Annotated in this window: 16 protein-coding genes; 13 read left to right on the top strand and 3 right to left on the bottom strand. The window is 69.9% G+C overall.

Annotation, left to right across the window (positions count from 1 at the left end; translation table 11 throughout):
- The first annotated feature begins 5 nt into the window (after window positions 1-5).
- From hemL to ccsA, 7 genes are all read left to right on the top strand, one after another.
- A complete protein-coding gene (gene hemL / locus ACGFIV_RS00215; RefSeq protein ID WP_358548369.1) occupies window positions 6-1,310 on the top strand; it encodes a glutamate-1-semialdehyde 2,1-aminomutase in 1,305 nt (434 codons plus the stop codon).
- 50 nt (window positions 1,311-1,360) lie between these two features.
- Complete coding sequence (locus tag ACGFIV_RS00210; RefSeq protein ID WP_358548372.1) at window positions 1,361-2,332, top strand: LysR family transcriptional regulator; 972 nt, start codon at window positions 1,361-1,363, stop codon at window positions 2,330-2,332.
- Window positions 2,333-2,345: 13 nt separating this feature from the next.
- Window positions 2,346-2,987 carry a histidine phosphatase family protein gene (locus tag ACGFIV_RS00205; protein ID WP_358548375.1) on the top strand — a complete coding sequence of 214 codons (642 nt, stop codon included), beginning with the start codon at window positions 2,346-2,348 and terminating at the stop codon, window positions 2,985-2,987.
- Window positions 2,988-3,077: 90 nt separating this feature from the next.
- Window positions 3,078-3,656, top strand: a complete 579-nt coding sequence (locus ACGFIV_RS00200; RefSeq protein WP_358548378.1) for a TlpA disulfide reductase family protein — start codon at window positions 3,078-3,080, stop codon at window positions 3,654-3,656.
- 18 nt (window positions 3,657-3,674) lie between these two features.
- A complete protein-coding gene (locus ACGFIV_RS00195) occupies window positions 3,675-4,406 on the top strand; it encodes a cytochrome c biogenesis protein CcdA (RefSeq protein WP_358548381.1) in 732 nt (243 codons plus the stop codon).
- Window positions 4,406-5,989, top strand: a complete 1,584-nt coding sequence (locus ACGFIV_RS00190; protein WP_392830555.1) for a cytochrome c biogenesis protein ResB — start codon at window positions 4,406-4,408, stop codon at window positions 5,987-5,989. The genes ACGFIV_RS00195 and ACGFIV_RS00190 overlap by 1 nt, the downstream gene beginning before the upstream one ends.
- Window positions 5,979-6,962 carry a cytochrome c biogenesis protein CcsA gene (gene ccsA / locus ACGFIV_RS00185; protein ID WP_392830552.1) on the top strand — a complete coding sequence of 328 codons (984 nt, stop codon included), beginning with the start codon at window positions 5,979-5,981 and terminating at the stop codon, window positions 6,960-6,962. Before ACGFIV_RS00190 ends, ccsA begins: the two co-directional genes overlap by 11 nt.
- Window positions 6,963-7,085: 123 nt before the next feature.
- Here ccsA and ACGFIV_RS00180 read toward each other — a convergent pair whose 3' ends face one another.
- On the bottom strand, window positions 7,086-7,394 hold the full coding sequence (locus ACGFIV_RS00180) for a PLDc N-terminal domain-containing protein (protein WP_358548390.1): 309 nt from the start codon (window positions 7,392-7,394) through the stop codon (window positions 7,086-7,088).
- Window positions 7,395-7,572: 178 nt separating this feature from the next.
- Here ACGFIV_RS00180 and ACGFIV_RS00175 point away from each other — a divergent pair, with 178 nt between their 5' ends.
- Both ACGFIV_RS00175 and ACGFIV_RS00170 read left to right on the top strand, forming a co-directional pair.
- The gene (locus ACGFIV_RS00175; RefSeq protein ID WP_392830548.1) at window positions 7,573-8,676 is read left to right on the top strand and encodes a hypothetical protein; all 1,104 of its coding nucleotides are present in this window, start codon (window positions 7,573-7,575) and stop codon (window positions 8,674-8,676) included.
- A gap of 10 nt (window positions 8,677-8,686) precedes the next feature.
- Complete coding sequence (locus ACGFIV_RS00170) at window positions 8,687-8,932, top strand: hypothetical protein (RefSeq protein ID WP_358548396.1); 246 nt, start codon at window positions 8,687-8,689, stop codon at window positions 8,930-8,932.
- 269 nt (window positions 8,933-9,201) lie between these two features.
- Here ACGFIV_RS00170 and ACGFIV_RS00165 read toward each other — a convergent pair whose 3' ends face one another.
- Window positions 9,202-9,441 (bottom strand): BldC family transcriptional regulator, encoded by a 240-nt coding sequence (locus ACGFIV_RS00165; protein ID WP_189165217.1) that lies wholly within the window; start codon window positions 9,439-9,441, stop codon window positions 9,202-9,204.
- Window positions 9,442-9,737: 296 nt separating this feature from the next.
- Between ACGFIV_RS00165 and ACGFIV_RS00160 the strand changes: the two genes are divergently transcribed.
- Window positions 9,738-9,938: a DUF4229 domain-containing protein gene (locus ACGFIV_RS00160; RefSeq protein ID WP_358548399.1), complete on the top strand. Its 201-nt coding sequence runs from the start codon at window positions 9,738-9,740 to the stop codon at window positions 9,936-9,938.
- Here the strand turns inward: ACGFIV_RS00160 and ACGFIV_RS00155 are convergent.
- Complete coding sequence (locus ACGFIV_RS00155; protein ID WP_392830543.1) at window positions 9,935-11,221, bottom strand: delta-60 repeat domain-containing protein; 1,287 nt, start codon at window positions 11,219-11,221, stop codon at window positions 9,935-9,937. The two genes, ACGFIV_RS00160 and ACGFIV_RS00155, sit on opposite strands and share 4 nt — an antisense overlap.
- Before the next feature lie 77 nt (window positions 11,222-11,298).
- Between ACGFIV_RS00155 and ACGFIV_RS00150 the strand changes: the two genes are divergently transcribed.
- From ACGFIV_RS00150 to ACGFIV_RS00140, 3 genes are all read left to right on the top strand, one after another.
- Complete coding sequence (locus ACGFIV_RS00150) at window positions 11,299-12,033, top strand: demethylmenaquinone methyltransferase (protein WP_358548406.1); 735 nt, start codon at window positions 11,299-11,301, stop codon at window positions 12,031-12,033.
- 127 nt (window positions 12,034-12,160) lie between these two features.
- A complete protein-coding gene (locus tag ACGFIV_RS00145) occupies window positions 12,161-13,435 on the top strand; it encodes a geranylgeranyl reductase family protein (RefSeq protein ID WP_358548409.1) in 1,275 nt (424 codons plus the stop codon).
- Window positions 13,436-13,526: 91 nt separating this feature from the next.
- Window positions 13,527-13,886 carry an NADH-quinone oxidoreductase subunit A gene (locus tag ACGFIV_RS00140; protein ID WP_203993453.1) on the top strand — a complete coding sequence of 120 codons (360 nt, stop codon included), beginning with the start codon at window positions 13,527-13,529 and terminating at the stop codon, window positions 13,884-13,886.
- Window positions 13,887-13,905 lie beyond the last annotated feature (19 nt).

The raw sequence follows: 13,905 nt of genomic DNA, 5'->3' as shown, positions 1-13,905 counted from the left end.
GACGCGTGAGCCGCACGAAGATCTCAGAGAACCTGTTCGAACGCGCCCGGGCCGTCGTGCCGGGAGGCGTCAACTCGCCGGTGCGCGCCTTCGGCGCCGTCGGCGGCACCCCGAGGTTCATGGAGTCGGGCGACGGCCCCTACATCGTCGACGCCGACGGCAACCGCTACGTCGACCTCGTCTGCTCCTGGGGCCCGATGATCCTCGGCCACCGGCACCCCGCCGTGGTGGAGGCGCTGACCGAGGCCCTGTCACGCGGCACGTCCTTCGGCACGGCCACGCCGGGTGAGGTCGAGCTGGCGGAGGAGATCGTCTCCCGGGTCGGCCCGGTCGAGAAGGTCCGGCTGGTCAGCTCCGGCACCGAGGCCACCATGTCGGCCGTACGGCTGGCGCGCGGCTTCACCGGGCGCTCGCGCGTCGTCAAGTTCGCCGGGTGCTACCACGGGCACGTCGACGCCCTGCTCGCCTCCGCGGGCTCGGGCGTGGTGACCTTCGGGCTGCCCGACACCCCCGGTGTGACGGGCGCGTCGGCGGCGGACACGATCGTCCTTCCGTACAACTCGCCCGAGGCGGTCACCGAGGCCTTCGAGGCCTACGGTGACGACATCGCGTGCGTGATCACCGAGGCATGCCCGGCCAACATGGGCGTTGTGCCGCCGGCCCCCGGCTTCAACGCGCTGCTGCGCGAGCTGTGCACGGCCAGGGGCGCCCTTCTCGTCATCGACGAGGTCCTCACGGGCTTCCGCGTCTCCGCCTCCGGCTGGTACGGCCTGGACCCCGTGGACGCCGACCTGATGACGTTCGGCAAGGTCATGGGAGGTGGCCTGCCGGCCGCGGCGTTCGGCGGGCGGGCCGAGGTCATGGACCGGCTCGCGCCCGAGGGCCCGGTCTACCAGGCGGGCACCCTCTCGGGTAACCCCCTGGCCTGCGCCGCCGGTCTGGCCACCCTGCGGGCCTGCGACGACGAGGTGTACGACCGGGTGGACGCCGCGGCCCTGATCATCGGCCGCGCCGCCTCCGACGCCCTGGCCACCGCCGGGGTGCCCCACCGGCTGCAGACGGCGGGCAACCTGTTCTCGATCTTCTTCACCCCCGGCCCGGTCACCGACTTCGCGGGCGCCCGCGCCCAGGACACCCCGGCGTACCGCGCGTTCTTCCACGCCATGCTCGACCAGGGCGTCTACCTGCCGCCGTCGGCGTACGAGGCGTGGTTCCTGTCGGCGGCCCACGACGAGGAGGCGCTGACCCGGGTCGTCGAGGCGCTGCCCGCCGCCGCGAAGGCCGCCGCTTCCGCGTCCTCCCAGGGGTGACCCTTCAGCCCAGGCGGGACTTACACCGATAAATCGTTTAGCATCGCTATATGCTGGATCTGCACCGCCTGAAGGCCCTGCACGCCGTCGCCGTGTACGGCTCGGTCGGCGCCGCCGCCGAGGCGCTCATGGTGACACCGTCGGCGATCTCCCAGCAGCTCGCCAAGCTCGAACGCGAGACCGGCTCGACGCTCATCGAGCGCAGCGGGCGCGGGGTGAAGCTCACCGACGCGGCCGGCCTGCTCGCCGAGCACGCCGAGCGCATCCTGGCGCTGGTGGAGACGGCGGAGGCCGATTTCGAGGCGCTGCGCGGCACGGTCGTCGGGCGCCTGTTGATCGCCGCGTTCCCGACGGCCGCCCGGGGCGTGCTTCCCCGCGCGCTCAGGGAGCTGAAGCACCGCCATCCCGATCTCGACCTCGTGCTCTACGAGCGGGAGCCCGAGCGGCAGGTCCGCGAGGTGGCGCGGGGCGAGCTAGATCTCGCCCTGGTCCAGGACTGGCTGAACCGGCCGATGGCCATCCCCGAGGGGCTCTCCCGGGTCCCCCTGTTCGACGACGTGGCCGACGTGGTGGTGCCCGCCGGCCATCCCCTGGCCGACCGGCGCGAGATCGACCTCGCCGAGTTGCACGGCGAGCGTTGGATCAGCTCCTCACCGGGCACGGTCTGCCACGACTGGCTGGTGTTCACCCTGAGGACGGCGTCGCTGGAGCCGGAGTTCTCATGCATGGCCGACGAGTACCCGACGCAGATCGCCCTGGTGGGGGCCGGGCACGGCTGTGCCATCGTGCCGCGCCTCGGCAGGGAGGTCCTGTCCTCCGACGTCCGGGCCGTTCCGATCCTTCCGCGTCCGACCCGCCGCATCTTCGCCTTGTGGCGCACGGACGCCGCCCGGCGCCCGGCGATCCGCGCGGCCGTCGACGTGCTGCGGCAGATGAGCCCGCCCTCCGGGCTCCTGCCGGTCTCAGAGGATGTCGGGCGGTCCGCCACGTCTAGTCATGCCACGGCCGGTCTGGCCCAGTAGGCTGGTGTCCGTCATGACTGAAAGCACCGTTGTTCACCTGCTCCGCCATGGAGAGGTGCACAATCCCCAGGGTCTGCTTTACGGCAGATTGCCCGGATATCACCTTTCCGAGAACGGCCGCTCTATGGCCGAGATGGTGGCCAAGGCGCTCGCGGGCCGCGACATCGTCGCGTTGTACAGCTCACCCCTGGAACGCGCCCAGGAGACCGCCACCCCGCTGTCCACGACGCTGGAGCTCCCGATCCAGACCGACGCCAGGCTGATCGAGGCCGACAACGTCTTCGAGGGCCTGGTCGTCGGCGGCATGTTCCGGGCGCCCGCCAACTACCGCCACCTGTGGAACCCCGCCCGTCCCTCCTGGGGCGAGCCGTACGTCGAGATCGTCAAGCGCATGCGGCCGATGATCGACGACGCGCGTGCCGAGGCGCGGGGGCACGAGGTGGTCCTGGTCAGCCACCAGCTCCCGATCTGGATCATCAGGCTGGCCGCGGAGGGCCGCAGGCTGGCGCATGACCCGCGCAAGCGGCAGTGCGGGCTCGCGAGCCTCACCAGCTTCACCTTCGAGGGCGACCGGCTGACGAGCGTGGGCTACAGCGAACCGGCGGGGGCGCTCGTCAAACCGCCTAAACTACTCAAACCGGCCAAACGTCGTTAGTCGCCGGTGCCCGCCCCGATTTCGAGGGCGTGCGGTGCGCTGGGTAGGGTTTGAAGCTCTACCGCTTGTAGTGCAAGGAGATCCTCCTCCGTGTCCGCGAAGTCACGTGCCCTCGTCACCATGGTCCTTGCCATGACGGCTCTCGCGGGCTGCGCCGGAACCCCGGCATCGCAGCCGCAGTCCGGCGACACGCGCTTCGTGGCGGGCGACGGCGCGGTGCGGCTCTTCCCGGCCGGGGAGCGTCAGCCCGCCCCGGCGATCCAGGGCGAGACGCTGGAGGGCACCCCCGCGAGCCTCGCCGACCACAAGGGCAAGGTCGTGGTGCTCAACTTCTGGGCCTCCTGGTGCGCTCCCTGCCGCAGCGAGGCCCCCGTGCTCAAGGACATCGCCGCCAAGACCAAGGACAGCGGCGTCCAGTTCCTCGGCGTCGACTTCAAGGACGACAAGGCGCAGGCCATGGCCTTCCAGCGCACGCAGCAGCCCGGGTATCCCAGCCTGTACGACCAGCCCGGCAAGGTCGCGCTCGCGTTCCACGGCATGGTGAACCCCGCGGCGATCCCCTCCACGCTGGTGCTCGACCGGCAGGGCAGGGTCGCCGCCCGCGCCCTCGGAGAGGTCAAGTACTCCGATCTCTACGACGTGATCACCAAGGTCGGCGATGAGAAGTAGCGACCACGTGGGTGCGCCGTGACCGACCTCGCGAGCACGGTCGCGGCCGGCTCGCTGATCGTCGCCCTGCCCGTCGCGGTGGCGGCCGGGCTGGTGTCGTTCCTCTCGCCGTGCGTGCTGCCGCTGGTCCCCGGATACCTGTCGTACGTCACCGGCATGAGCGGCGACCCGAGGCGCGGGCGCATGGTGGCGGGCAGCGCCCTGTTCGTGCTGGGCTTCTCCCTGGTCTTCGTGCTGGGGGGCGCGCTGTTCGGCAGCCTCGGGGCGATGCTGTTCGGTAACGCCGAGGTGGTCACCCGCGTGCTCGGCGGCCTCACGATCGTGCTCGGGCTGGGTTTCCTCGGACTGATCCCCGGCCTCCAGCGGGACGTGCGCATCCACCGCTTCCCCGCCGCGGGGATGGCGGGCGCGCCCCTGCTCGGCGTGGTGTTCGGCCTCGGCTGGACGCCGTGCATCGGCCCCACGCTGTCCGCCGTGCTCACTCTGTCGCTCGACCAGGCCAGCGCGGTGCGGGGCGCGGTGCTGGCCTTCGCGTACGCGCTGGGCCTCGGCCTGCCGTTCGTCCTCGCGGCCCTGGCCTACCGCAGGGCGCTCCACACGTTCAAGGCGGTGCGCCGCCACTCCCAGCTCATCACCCGTATCGGAGGCGCCATGCTCGTCCTCGTCGGCGTGCTGCTGGTGACCGGCCTCTGGGGCCAGATCATCGCGGGCATGCAGGGCTGGGTGGGCGGATTCGAGCCGGTGATCTGATGACGTTCACCCAGGAGGTCCGGGCCGACCCGGCGGGCCCCGCCGGCCTCGGGCCGTTGGGCTGGCTGCGCTGGGCCTGGCGCCTGCTCACCTCGATGCGCACGGCGCTGATCCTGCTGTTCCTGTTCGCGCTCGCCTCGGTGCCGGGCTCGATCTACCCGCAGCGGTCGATCAGCCCCGAGAAGGTCGCGCAGTACTTCAAGGACAGCCCCGGCGTGGCCAGGTGGCTCGACCGCCTCGGGCTCTTCGACGTCTTCACCTCGCCGTGGTTCGCGGCGACCTACCTGCTGCTGTTCCTGTCGCTGGCCGGGTGCGTCATCCCCCGGGCGGCCGCCCACCTGCGCGAGGTCCGGCGCACGCCTCCGGCGGCCCCGCGCAACCTGTCGAGGCTTCCCCAGCACGCCTCCTTCGAGGCCCCCGGCGCCACGGTCGAGTCGATCGCCGCACAGCTCAGGAAGAAGCGCTTCCGCACGGTCACCGGCCCCGGCTGGGTGTCGGCCGAGAAGGGCTACCTGCGCGAGACCGGCAACCTGCTGTTCCACGTCGCCCTGCTCGCCCTGCTGGTCGCGGTCGGCGCGGGCGGGCTGTACGGCTACCGGGGCAACGTGCTGCTCGTCGAGGGGAACGGTTTCGCCAACACCGTCGCCGCCTACGACAGGTACATCCCCGGCCAGAACGTGTCGGCCGAGTCCCTGGAGCCGTTCTCCTTCACGCTCTCGGACTTCCAGGCCACCTACGTCGCCACGGGGGACCGGCGCGGGCAACCGCTCGACTTCTCGGCCAAGCTCAGGGTGACCGACCGCCCAGGGGCGCGTGAGCGGCCGTACGACCTGCGGGTCAACGAGCCGCTCGACGTCAACGGCACCCAGACCTACCTGCTCGGGCATGGGTACGCCCCCACGTTCAAGATCCTCGACGGGAAGGGGCAGGTGGCCTTCGAGGGGCCGGTGCCGTGCCTGACCGCCGACCAGGTGACCTACACCTCCGAGTGCGTGATCAAGGTGCCGGACGCCGTGCCCGACCAGCTCGGGTTCCTGGTGCGCTTCCTGCCGACGACCGTGCCCGCGCAGGACGGCTCGTACGTCTCGGTCTTCCCCGGCGCCGCCAACCCCACGGCCCAGGTGTTCGCCTTCTCCGGCGACCTCGGGATGAAGTCGGGCCGGCCGCAGTCGGTCTACCAGCTCGACACCAAGAACCTCAAGCCCTTGGTGATGGGGCTCAACACCAAGCCGCTCGCCATCGGCGAGACCCTGCCGCTGCCCGGTGGCGCCGGGTCCATTCAGCTCACGGGCGTTCGCGAGTGGATCAGCCTCCAGATCGCCTACGACCCCGGCCGGATCCCGGCCCTGATCGCCGCGGGCCTGTCGGTCCTCGGGCTCGTGCTCTCCCTCACCGTCCGCCGCCGCCGGGTCTGGGCGCGGGTCAAGGAGGGGGAGGGCGCGACCGAGGTCGAGGTCGGCGGGCTGACGCGCACCGAGGGCGGCCCCGGCTTCGCCGAGGAGTTCTCCCAGATCGTCACGGCCCTTCGAGGTCCCGAGGCCGGCGATGCCGCCTCGCGTCAAGGAGTAAAGGATGCCCACTGACGTCAACTCAGGGCTCGCCACGCTCAGCGACCAGCTGATCCTCGCGACCGTCCTGCTGTATGTCCTTGCCATGATCGGCTACGCGCTCGATCTCGGCTTCGGCCGGGCCCGGGCGGCCGAACCGGCACGCGAGCTCGTCCCCGCCGGCGGCGGGGCCGTCGCCGAGGCGGGCGAGGTCACCACGACCGACGCCCGTACGGGCGGGGCCGGGACGGGCTCCGCGGCCGGCGCGGGAGGCACTCGGCCCGCCTGGGCCGCCCGTGCGGGCACTCTCGCGGTCGCGTTGAGCTGTGTCGGATGGGCCGCCAACCTCGGGGCCATCGTCACCCGGGGCTTCGCGGTGGGCCGCTGGCCCTGGGGCAACATGTACGAGTTCGTGGTGGCGATCTGCTTCGCCGCCGTGACCGCGTTCCTCGTGATGCAGGCCAGGCAGCCGGTGCGGTTCCTCGGGGCCTTCGTCTCGGTCGCGGCGGCGCTCGGGCTCGGCTTCGCCGTCCGCTACCTGCACGTGCAGGCGGGGCCGGTCGTGCCCGCGCTCAACTCGTACTGGATCGCCATCCACGTCACCGCCGCGATCTTCGCGAGCGGCCTGTTCATCGTCGCCGGGGTCTCGGGGATCCTGTTCCTGGGCCGCAAGGACGGGCCGTCGCGGCTCCCCGGGCGCGACGATCTGGAGCGCGTCGCCCACCGGGCCATCGTGATCGCCTTCCCGATCTGGACGTTCGCGGTGATCGCGGGCGCCCTGTGGGCGGACAAGGCGTGGGGCCGTTACTGGGGCTGGGACCCCAAGGAGGTCTGGGCGTTCATCACCTGGATCGCCTACGCGGCCTACCTGCACGCCAGGGCCACCGCCGGATGGCGCGGCCGGGCGGCGGTGATCGTCCAGCTGATCGCCTTCGGCTGTCTGCTGTTCAACCTGGTCGGGGTGAACATCTTCCTGTCGGGCCTGCATTCCTACGCGCAGGTGCCGTAGGCCCTTAGGCGTCCCCTGAACGGCCCGCTCGTCCCCTACGAGCGGGCCGTTCCGCCGCCCGTGCCCGCCGATGAGGCCGGTACGGGCATGCTGTCTCTGTGGGTCAGGGAGACGCGCGGGGGGTCAGTCGTCCTCCCTGCGGAGGCGCCGGTCTAGGTCGCGGAGGAAGTCGGGGTCGTCGTCGGGTCCACGGGGCACGGAGGGCCGGGGCCGGCCGGCGCGGCCGATGCGCTGTCGCTGAACTGCCTGCTCGCTCTGGGGGCGGCCGAGCAGCAGCCACAGAAGGCCACCGAGGTCGACCAGGAGGACGACGATGAGAACCCACAGGAGCTTGGGCAGGTTCCTTACGTCCTCCTCCGGTGTGGTGATCACATCGAACAGGCAGTAAAGCCAGAAGGCTAACAGGGCCAGGCCAAGAAGCACGCTAGGCATGTCCGCAGCGTAAGCCATTCGACGGTAGATCGTGTTTTCGGGGCGTGACAGCGTCCCCCGGATGTCCCCGGATGTCCCTCGGGAGCCGGGCGGATCCATCCCCGTAGGACATTCCTGATGACTTCCCGAGCGGCCTCGTCGTACCGTGGACCGTGACCACGCTTCGCGGACGTGAGAGGTGCGTGCCGTTGTTCGCGCTCGCCCGGGCCCCCTGGCCGTCGCCTTGACGGCGTATTCCGGCGACAGGGGTCGCCATCGCAGAGGGCCGCGCTGGCGGCAGAAGGCGCCGTACGGCCTTCCCCGCCGCGGAGAGTCCCCTCGCGAGGGAACCCCGGAGCCCACGGACGGCAGAGACGGCCGTCCCGAGTCCTTCCGTGAGGGGCGTCCCGAGTCGTTCCGTGAGGGGCGTCCCGAGTCGTTCCGTGAGGGGCGTCCCGAGTCGTTCCGTGAGGGGCGCGCCGATCAGGCACGCGACCGTACGGACTATCGCGACAGCGGGCGCAGGGCGAACCGCAGGGAGAGCCGCGCCGACGCGTTCTGGCAGGGCGAGCAGCCCCGGGCCGACGCCATGCGCGCCGTCACCGCCCCCGTGGTCGACCGGCCGCAGTACATCTGGCGCGACTTCGAGCTCGACGACGAGCCCCCGCTGGCCCAGCCCAACTCGCCCGACACGCCGGACATGCGCGACGGGCTGAAACACTGCGGCCCGCTGGAGCAGATCCTCTACCGCCAGTGGGACGCGGTGAACGGCCCCCCGTCGGCCGACGCGGTGCGCGCCGTGGACAGCCTCGCCCGGCTCCCCGAGCGCCTGAAGGCCCTCCTGGCGGTCGGACTCGACGGCATCTACGTCGGGCCCGGTGGCGTGCCCGATCTGGACGACATGGGCTATCTCCGGGGCGCGCCGCTGCCCTCGGGCAAGGCGACCTGGGACGTCTGCGCCGGCGCGTACGGCGACCGCAAGATCGTGGTGGGCGACCGGCCCTCGCCCACGCCCGACGTGATGATGCACGAGACCGGTCACGCTCTCGACGACATCGACTCGGCGCCTGGCGAATGGGTGTCCGACTCGCCGGAGTTCGTCGCCCTCTACGAGGAATGCGGGCACCTGTTCGCCTCGGCGTTCCACAAGCAGCCGGGTGGCCTCGGCCGCAAGGAGTTCTTCGCCGACGCCTTCGCGGCCATCGCCTCCCGGCAGCGGCCGGCGCTGCTCGACATGCTGAACGGAGACACCCGGGCCGCTCTCAATGTCATGCTCTTCTTCAACCGGCGCTACGGAATCTAGGTGATCCGCCATGTACGTCATCCGGCTCGCGGACGGGACGTTGCGGATACCGCATTCCCTCACCAGTGACGATGGCCGCCTGATCGGCAACGCCTACGTGGAGCTCGCGCCCAGCGACCCCGACTACGACCGCTGGCTGCCCGAGTCGATCACCGAGGAGCAGGACGCCGAGCGGCGCAGGCGCTGGAAGGACGAGAACGACGACCTGGAGCGCGAGTTCCTGGCGTTCAAGGAGTCGCAGGCCACCGACCACTGAGCTCCGGCTCCGGGGGAGTGCGCGCCGGACGGCCGCGTGCCGGTGGCGAGCCCGCTCGTGGCGCCATGGAAGTGACGCCACCAGGAGGGCCGCACCGGCCGGACACGGAGAACAGATCGCACCCGTAAAGGCATTAAAGGCGCGTCCTAAAAAGAACAGTGACCCTGCGGCTTCCGGGGGGCACGCAGGATCACCGGGTGGTGCAACGTGGCTTCGAGCCCACCGTGCCCCCCGATGGTCGCCAGGGACGGCGTGCTCTCGCCGGTACATCAAACACGTGGTGAGTCGCCGCTCGGCCGTTCGGCCGTTAGGACTTCCTCACCACGCAGGAGAGCGTGCACCTCCGACTCGCGGAAACGCCGGTGCCCTCCGGGGGTACGGATGCTGCTGATGCGGCCTGCCGCTGCCCAGCGCGTAACCGTTTTTGGATCGACCCGGAAGAGGGCGGCAACCTCTCCGGGGGTCAGCAGACGTTCGCTGCTACTCTCCACAATCTCTCCCCCTCGCATCCCGCATCCTGAAGCGGGCGGACAGGTATCCAGTTTGCTGAGCGGAAATCTGATATATCCGTGATTTAGATCGAAAGATCACGGGTTGTTATCAGCTGACTGCCCGTTTGTTATATGATAGAGCCTCTTTGGGGCGCTCGTGGGTGTTTCTTTACAAAAGCGCCGTGTTGGGAACACTAGCAGTGCTCGCTCCCGATGCGAAGTGAGCGGTGTAAAGCTCCACGGACGTAATCGGCTCCCCGCCCAGAGGCGGCCAGTAGACCGCTCCACCGGGCTGGTGGCGTAGCCTCGACGTTGTGCGATCGTTTCTTGTTTACACCGCGTCACGGCTCGGCCTGTTCGTCGTCACCCTTGGTGTCCTCTTCCTGATCGGCGTTCACGACGCCTTCTGGCTCATCGTGATCAGCTTCGTGATCAGCGGCATAGCCAGCTACGTGCTGCTGTCCAAGCAGCGAGACGCGGTGAGTGAGCAGATCAGCAAGGGCCACAGGGCTTAGAGAAGCGGGAACATGCCGACCCGGGCATGGTACTCGTGTCCGAGGTGCGTGGTGTCGCTTCCGACGAGAAGGCCGCCTTTGTGAGCCAGGAACGCTTTGACACCGATGCCCCGGTCGCGAGTTGGGTTCCATGTGAGCGCTCTGCCGGTGGTGGGTTGAATCGCTCCAATGCCGGGTCGCGCCACCGCTCCGGGTCCTGCGGAGTCCGACCCTCTGGGGTTGTTCAGCCACCGCTGATGGCCGCCGACGTAGACCGCGGCCCCGGTCACCGCGACCGAGTACAGCGAGTCGCCCCCGGTGAAGTTGACCCACGTGGGCCTGATGGTGTCACCATGTGAATAGGTCTCGAAGCGCGCCGCTGAATCGCACAGCTTGTTGGCTCCCTTGGCGCCTCCTGTCGTCACGATGACGAAATACTGTCCGTCTGGTGAGAAATCCAGGCCTCGCACGTAAGAGGGGAACACGTCCTTACAGTCGGGGGCGTACGCCTCGGTGTGCCAGCCGGTTACCGAAGGCCGCGAGGCGCCGATGTCGATGAGGCCCACCTGCGGGCGGCGCAGCCCGTCGAGGGTGGTGAAGGAGCCGTCGACCGCGAGCCGGTCACGGGCGGCGGCCATCGCGTAGACCTTGAGGCTGCCGCCGCGCCCTCCCCCCGGGGTGACCGTGAAGGCCGGATCGACCGCTCCGGTTGCCGGGTCGACGCGGGCGAGCGCCGCGCGGCCGGTGCGGCCGATGCCGGTGAAGTCCCCGCCGACGTAGAGCTTGCCGCCGTGGAGCACGAGGGCGGAGACGTCGCCGCCGCGCACCGGCGCCGAGAAGCCGGCGACCGGCGAGCCGTCGGTGAGGCCGAACCGGACGAGGCCCCGGCCGGCGCCGCCCGCGCCGCCCGCGGTGATGAACGCGCCGCCGGCGTAGACCGAGCCGTCGGGACCCGCCGCCAGCGCGTTGACCGGGCCGTCCAGCCGCGGTGCGAAGCGGGGGTCCACCTTTCCTGTGGCGAGGTCGTAGGCGAAGAGGTTGCTTCTCCGCAGCGTCGTGGAGCCGCCCGCCTCGCGCACCTGGCTGAACGCGCCGCCGACGACGACGGTGCCCCCCACCAGGGCGAAGGCGTTGACGATGCCATCGAGAACGTGGGGAGTGGTGGCGACGGGATGGGCCGAGACGACGCGGGCCTGCGCGACGTCCCCGGCCGAGGCGGGGGCGCAGGGGAGGACGGCGAGGGCTCCCGCGACCAGCGGGACGGCGATCGCGATCGAGTTTCGGGTCGAGTTTCGGGCAAACATTCACCAAGTCCTAGCAGACGCTAAGTAATGAGGTGGCTACTTTGGGTCGATCACCTCATGCGCACTAAGCTGGTCGCATGACGCGTGCATCCTTGGACAAACAGCCGCACGAGGTGGCGGCGATGTTCGACCGCACGGCCCGGCGCTATGACTTGGTCAACGATGTCCTCTCGCTGGGCCAAGACCGGTCCTGGCGCAAGGCCACCTCGGTCGCCGTCGACGCCGGCCCGGGTGAGCTCGTCCTCGACCTCGCGGCGGGCACCGGCACCTCGACCGACGCCTTCACCGGCCTCGGGGCGCGGGCGATCGCCTGTGACTTCTCTCTCGGCATGCTGCGCACGGGTGCCGAGCGGCATGGGGGGTCGGGGCTGCGGGGCGGGGGAGTGCGCGGCGTCACGTTCGTCGGGGGCGACGCTCTCAGGCTTCCCTTCGCGGACGACACGTTCGACGCGGTGACGATCTCGTTCGGGCTGCGCAACGTCAACGACACGGTCGAGGCGCTGCGCGAGATGCTGCGGGTCACCAAGCCAGGCGGGCGGCTGGTGGTTTGCGAGTTCTCCAGGCCCACGGTGAAGTCGTTCGAGCTGGTTTACACGCAATACATCATGAAGCTCCTGCCGCCCGTCGCCCGCGCCGTGAGCTCCAATCCCGACTCGTACGAATATCTCGCCGAGTCGATCCGCGCCTGGCCTGATCAGGCCAGTCTCGCCCGGCTTCTCCAGGAGGCGGGCTGGGAGCGGGTCGAGTGGCGCAATCTTTCCCTCGGCATCGTGGCCCTCCATCGGGCTGGTAAACCAACCGTGGGCAAGTAGGTAAGCTCCATCTGACATCGGGCAGGGAAAAAGGGTTAGACTTCCGCCGACAAGTTTGTGAAGTGGTTCACAAAGGAACGAAGGCCCCAAACCCGAGGCCCTCGACACCCAGGACAGGACAGGTCCCGTGAGCGAGTCAGCTCCCGCGGCGGACGCCGACATCATCGTCGTCGGTGCCGGACCGGCGGGTTCGACCACGGCTTTCTATCTCGCACAGGCCGGCTTCGACGTGCTGCTGCTGGAGAAGACCCGGTTCCCGCGCGAGAAGGTATGCGGGGACGGGTTGACGCCGCGCGCCGTCAAGGAGCTGATCGCCATGGGCGTCGACATCGACGCCCCCGGCTGGATCAGGAACAAGGGGCTCCGGGCCGTCGGCGGCGGCATGCGCATCGAGCTCGCCTGGCCTGAGCTGTCGAGCTATCCCGACTTCGGCCTGGTGCGCACGCGCCTCGACTTCGACCAGATCATGGCCGACAACGCCGAGCGCGGGGGCGTCAGGCTGCTCCAGGGCGTCAACGTCACCGGTCCCGTGCTCGACCCGCGCAGCGGCCACATCGTCGGGGTGACCGCCAAGCACGACGGCGAGCCGGTGACCTACCGCTCGCGCCTGGTCGTGGCCGCCGACGGCAACTCCACGCGGCTGTCCCTGTCGATGGGCCTGCACAAGCGCACCGACCGCCCCATGGGCGTCGCCGTGCGCACCTACTACACAAGCCCCCGTCACGACGACGACTGGCTGGAGACCTGGCTGGAGCTGTGGGACACCGACGCCGACGGCTCCTCGCGGCTCCTTCCCGGCTACGGCTGGGTCTTCGGCGTCGGCGACGGCACCAGCAACGTCGGACTCGGGCTGCTCAACACGAGCGAGGCGTTCCAGAACCTCGACTACCGCGACCTGCTGCGCCGCTGGGTCAAGAACATGCCCTCCGAGTGGGGGTTCTCCGAGGAGAACATGACCGGGCCGATCCGCGGCGCCGCGCTGCCGATGGCCTTCAACCGGCAGCCCCACTACACCCGCGGCCTGGTGCTCGTCGGAGACGCGGGCGGCATGATCAACCCCTTCAACGGCGAGGGCATCGCCTACGCGATGGAGACCGGCCGCATCGCCGCCGACACCATCGTCACGGCCGTGTCCGGCACCACCCCCGCCCAGCGGGAGCGCGTTCTGCGCGCCTACCCGAAGACGCTCAAGGACGCCTACGGCGGCTACTTCACCCTCGGGCGGCTGTTCGTCGAGGCCATCGGCAAGCCCGGCGTGATGGGGTTCCTCACGCGGCACGGCCTGCCACATCCCACTCTGATGCGGTTCGCTCTGAAACTCCTTGGTAACCTCACGGACCGGCAGGGCGATGCGTCAGACCGGATCATCAACGCCCTGTCCAAGGTCACGCCACCGGCATGACACAGCACCCGGAACGAAGATCGATGATCGACCTGCCTAGACTCAGCAACCGATTGACCGAAGCTTCAGCGCTCAGAGGGGACGCATAGCGATGGAACTGTATGTGCCTATCCTGGTGCTCGCGGTTCTCGCGGCGGGCTTCGCCGTCTTCTCCGTGGGAATCGCGCCCTTCACCGGCCCAAAGCGCTGGAACCGCGCGAAGCTCGACGCCTACGAGTGCGGCATCGAGCCCACGCCGCAGCCCGTCGGCGGCGGCCGGTTCCCGTTGAAGTACATGATCACCGCGATGCTCTTCATCGTGTTCGACATCGAGATCATCTTCCTTTATCCGTGGGCGGTCGCTTTCGACCAGCTCGGGGTCTTCGGGCTGGTCGAGATGGTGCTGTTCATCGTCACCGTCCTGGTCGCGTACGCCTATGTCTGGCGTCGCCGCGGCCTGGACTGGGACTGAGAGGCAGCGTGCCGGAGGC

This window comes from Sphaerisporangium sp. NPDC049003 (assembly GCF_043197795.1).
Taxonomy (GTDB): Bacteria; Actinomycetota; Actinomycetes; order Streptosporangiales; family Streptosporangiaceae; genus Sphaerisporangium.
The sequence above is the reverse complement of the archived record's forward strand: the minus strand, read 5'-3'. Positions and strand labels throughout refer to the sequence as shown.

Bases quoted from the DNA above. Each gene is read 5' to 3' on its own strand.
- ccsA (WP_392830552.1), top strand. From the start codon at position 5,979: ATGCCCACTGACGTCAACTCAGGGCTCGCCACGCTCAGCGACCAGCTG.
- ACGFIV_RS00150 (WP_358548406.1), top strand. From the start codon at position 11,299: ATGACGCGTGCATCCTTGGACAAACAGCCGCACGAGGTGGCGGCGATG.
- ACGFIV_RS00180 (WP_358548390.1), bottom strand. From the start codon at position 7,394: ATGCCTAGCGTGCTTCTTGGCCTGGCCCTGTTAGCCTTCTGGCTTTAC.
- ACGFIV_RS00165 (WP_189165217.1), bottom strand. From the start codon at position 9,441: ATGCGAGGGGGAGAGATTGTGGAGAGTAGCAGCGAACGTCTGCTGACC.
- ACGFIV_RS00170 (WP_358548396.1), top strand. From the start codon at position 8,687: ATGTACGTCATCCGGCTCGCGGACGGGACGTTGCGGATACCGCATTCC.
- ACGFIV_RS00210 (WP_358548372.1), top strand. From the start codon at position 1,361: ATGCTGGATCTGCACCGCCTGAAGGCCCTGCACGCCGTCGCCGTGTAC.
- ACGFIV_RS00155 (WP_392830543.1), bottom strand. From the start codon at position 11,221: ATGTTTGCCCGAAACTCGACCCGAAACTCGATCGCGATCGCCGTCCCG.
- ACGFIV_RS00190 (WP_392830555.1), top strand. From the start codon at position 4,406: ATGACGTTCACCCAGGAGGTCCGGGCCGACCCGGCGGGCCCCGCCGGC.
- ACGFIV_RS00205 (WP_358548375.1), top strand. From the start codon at position 2,346: ATGACTGAAAGCACCGTTGTTCACCTGCTCCGCCATGGAGAGGTGCAC.
- ACGFIV_RS00140 (WP_203993453.1), top strand. From the start codon at position 13,527: ATGGAACTGTATGTGCCTATCCTGGTGCTCGCGGTTCTCGCGGCGGGC.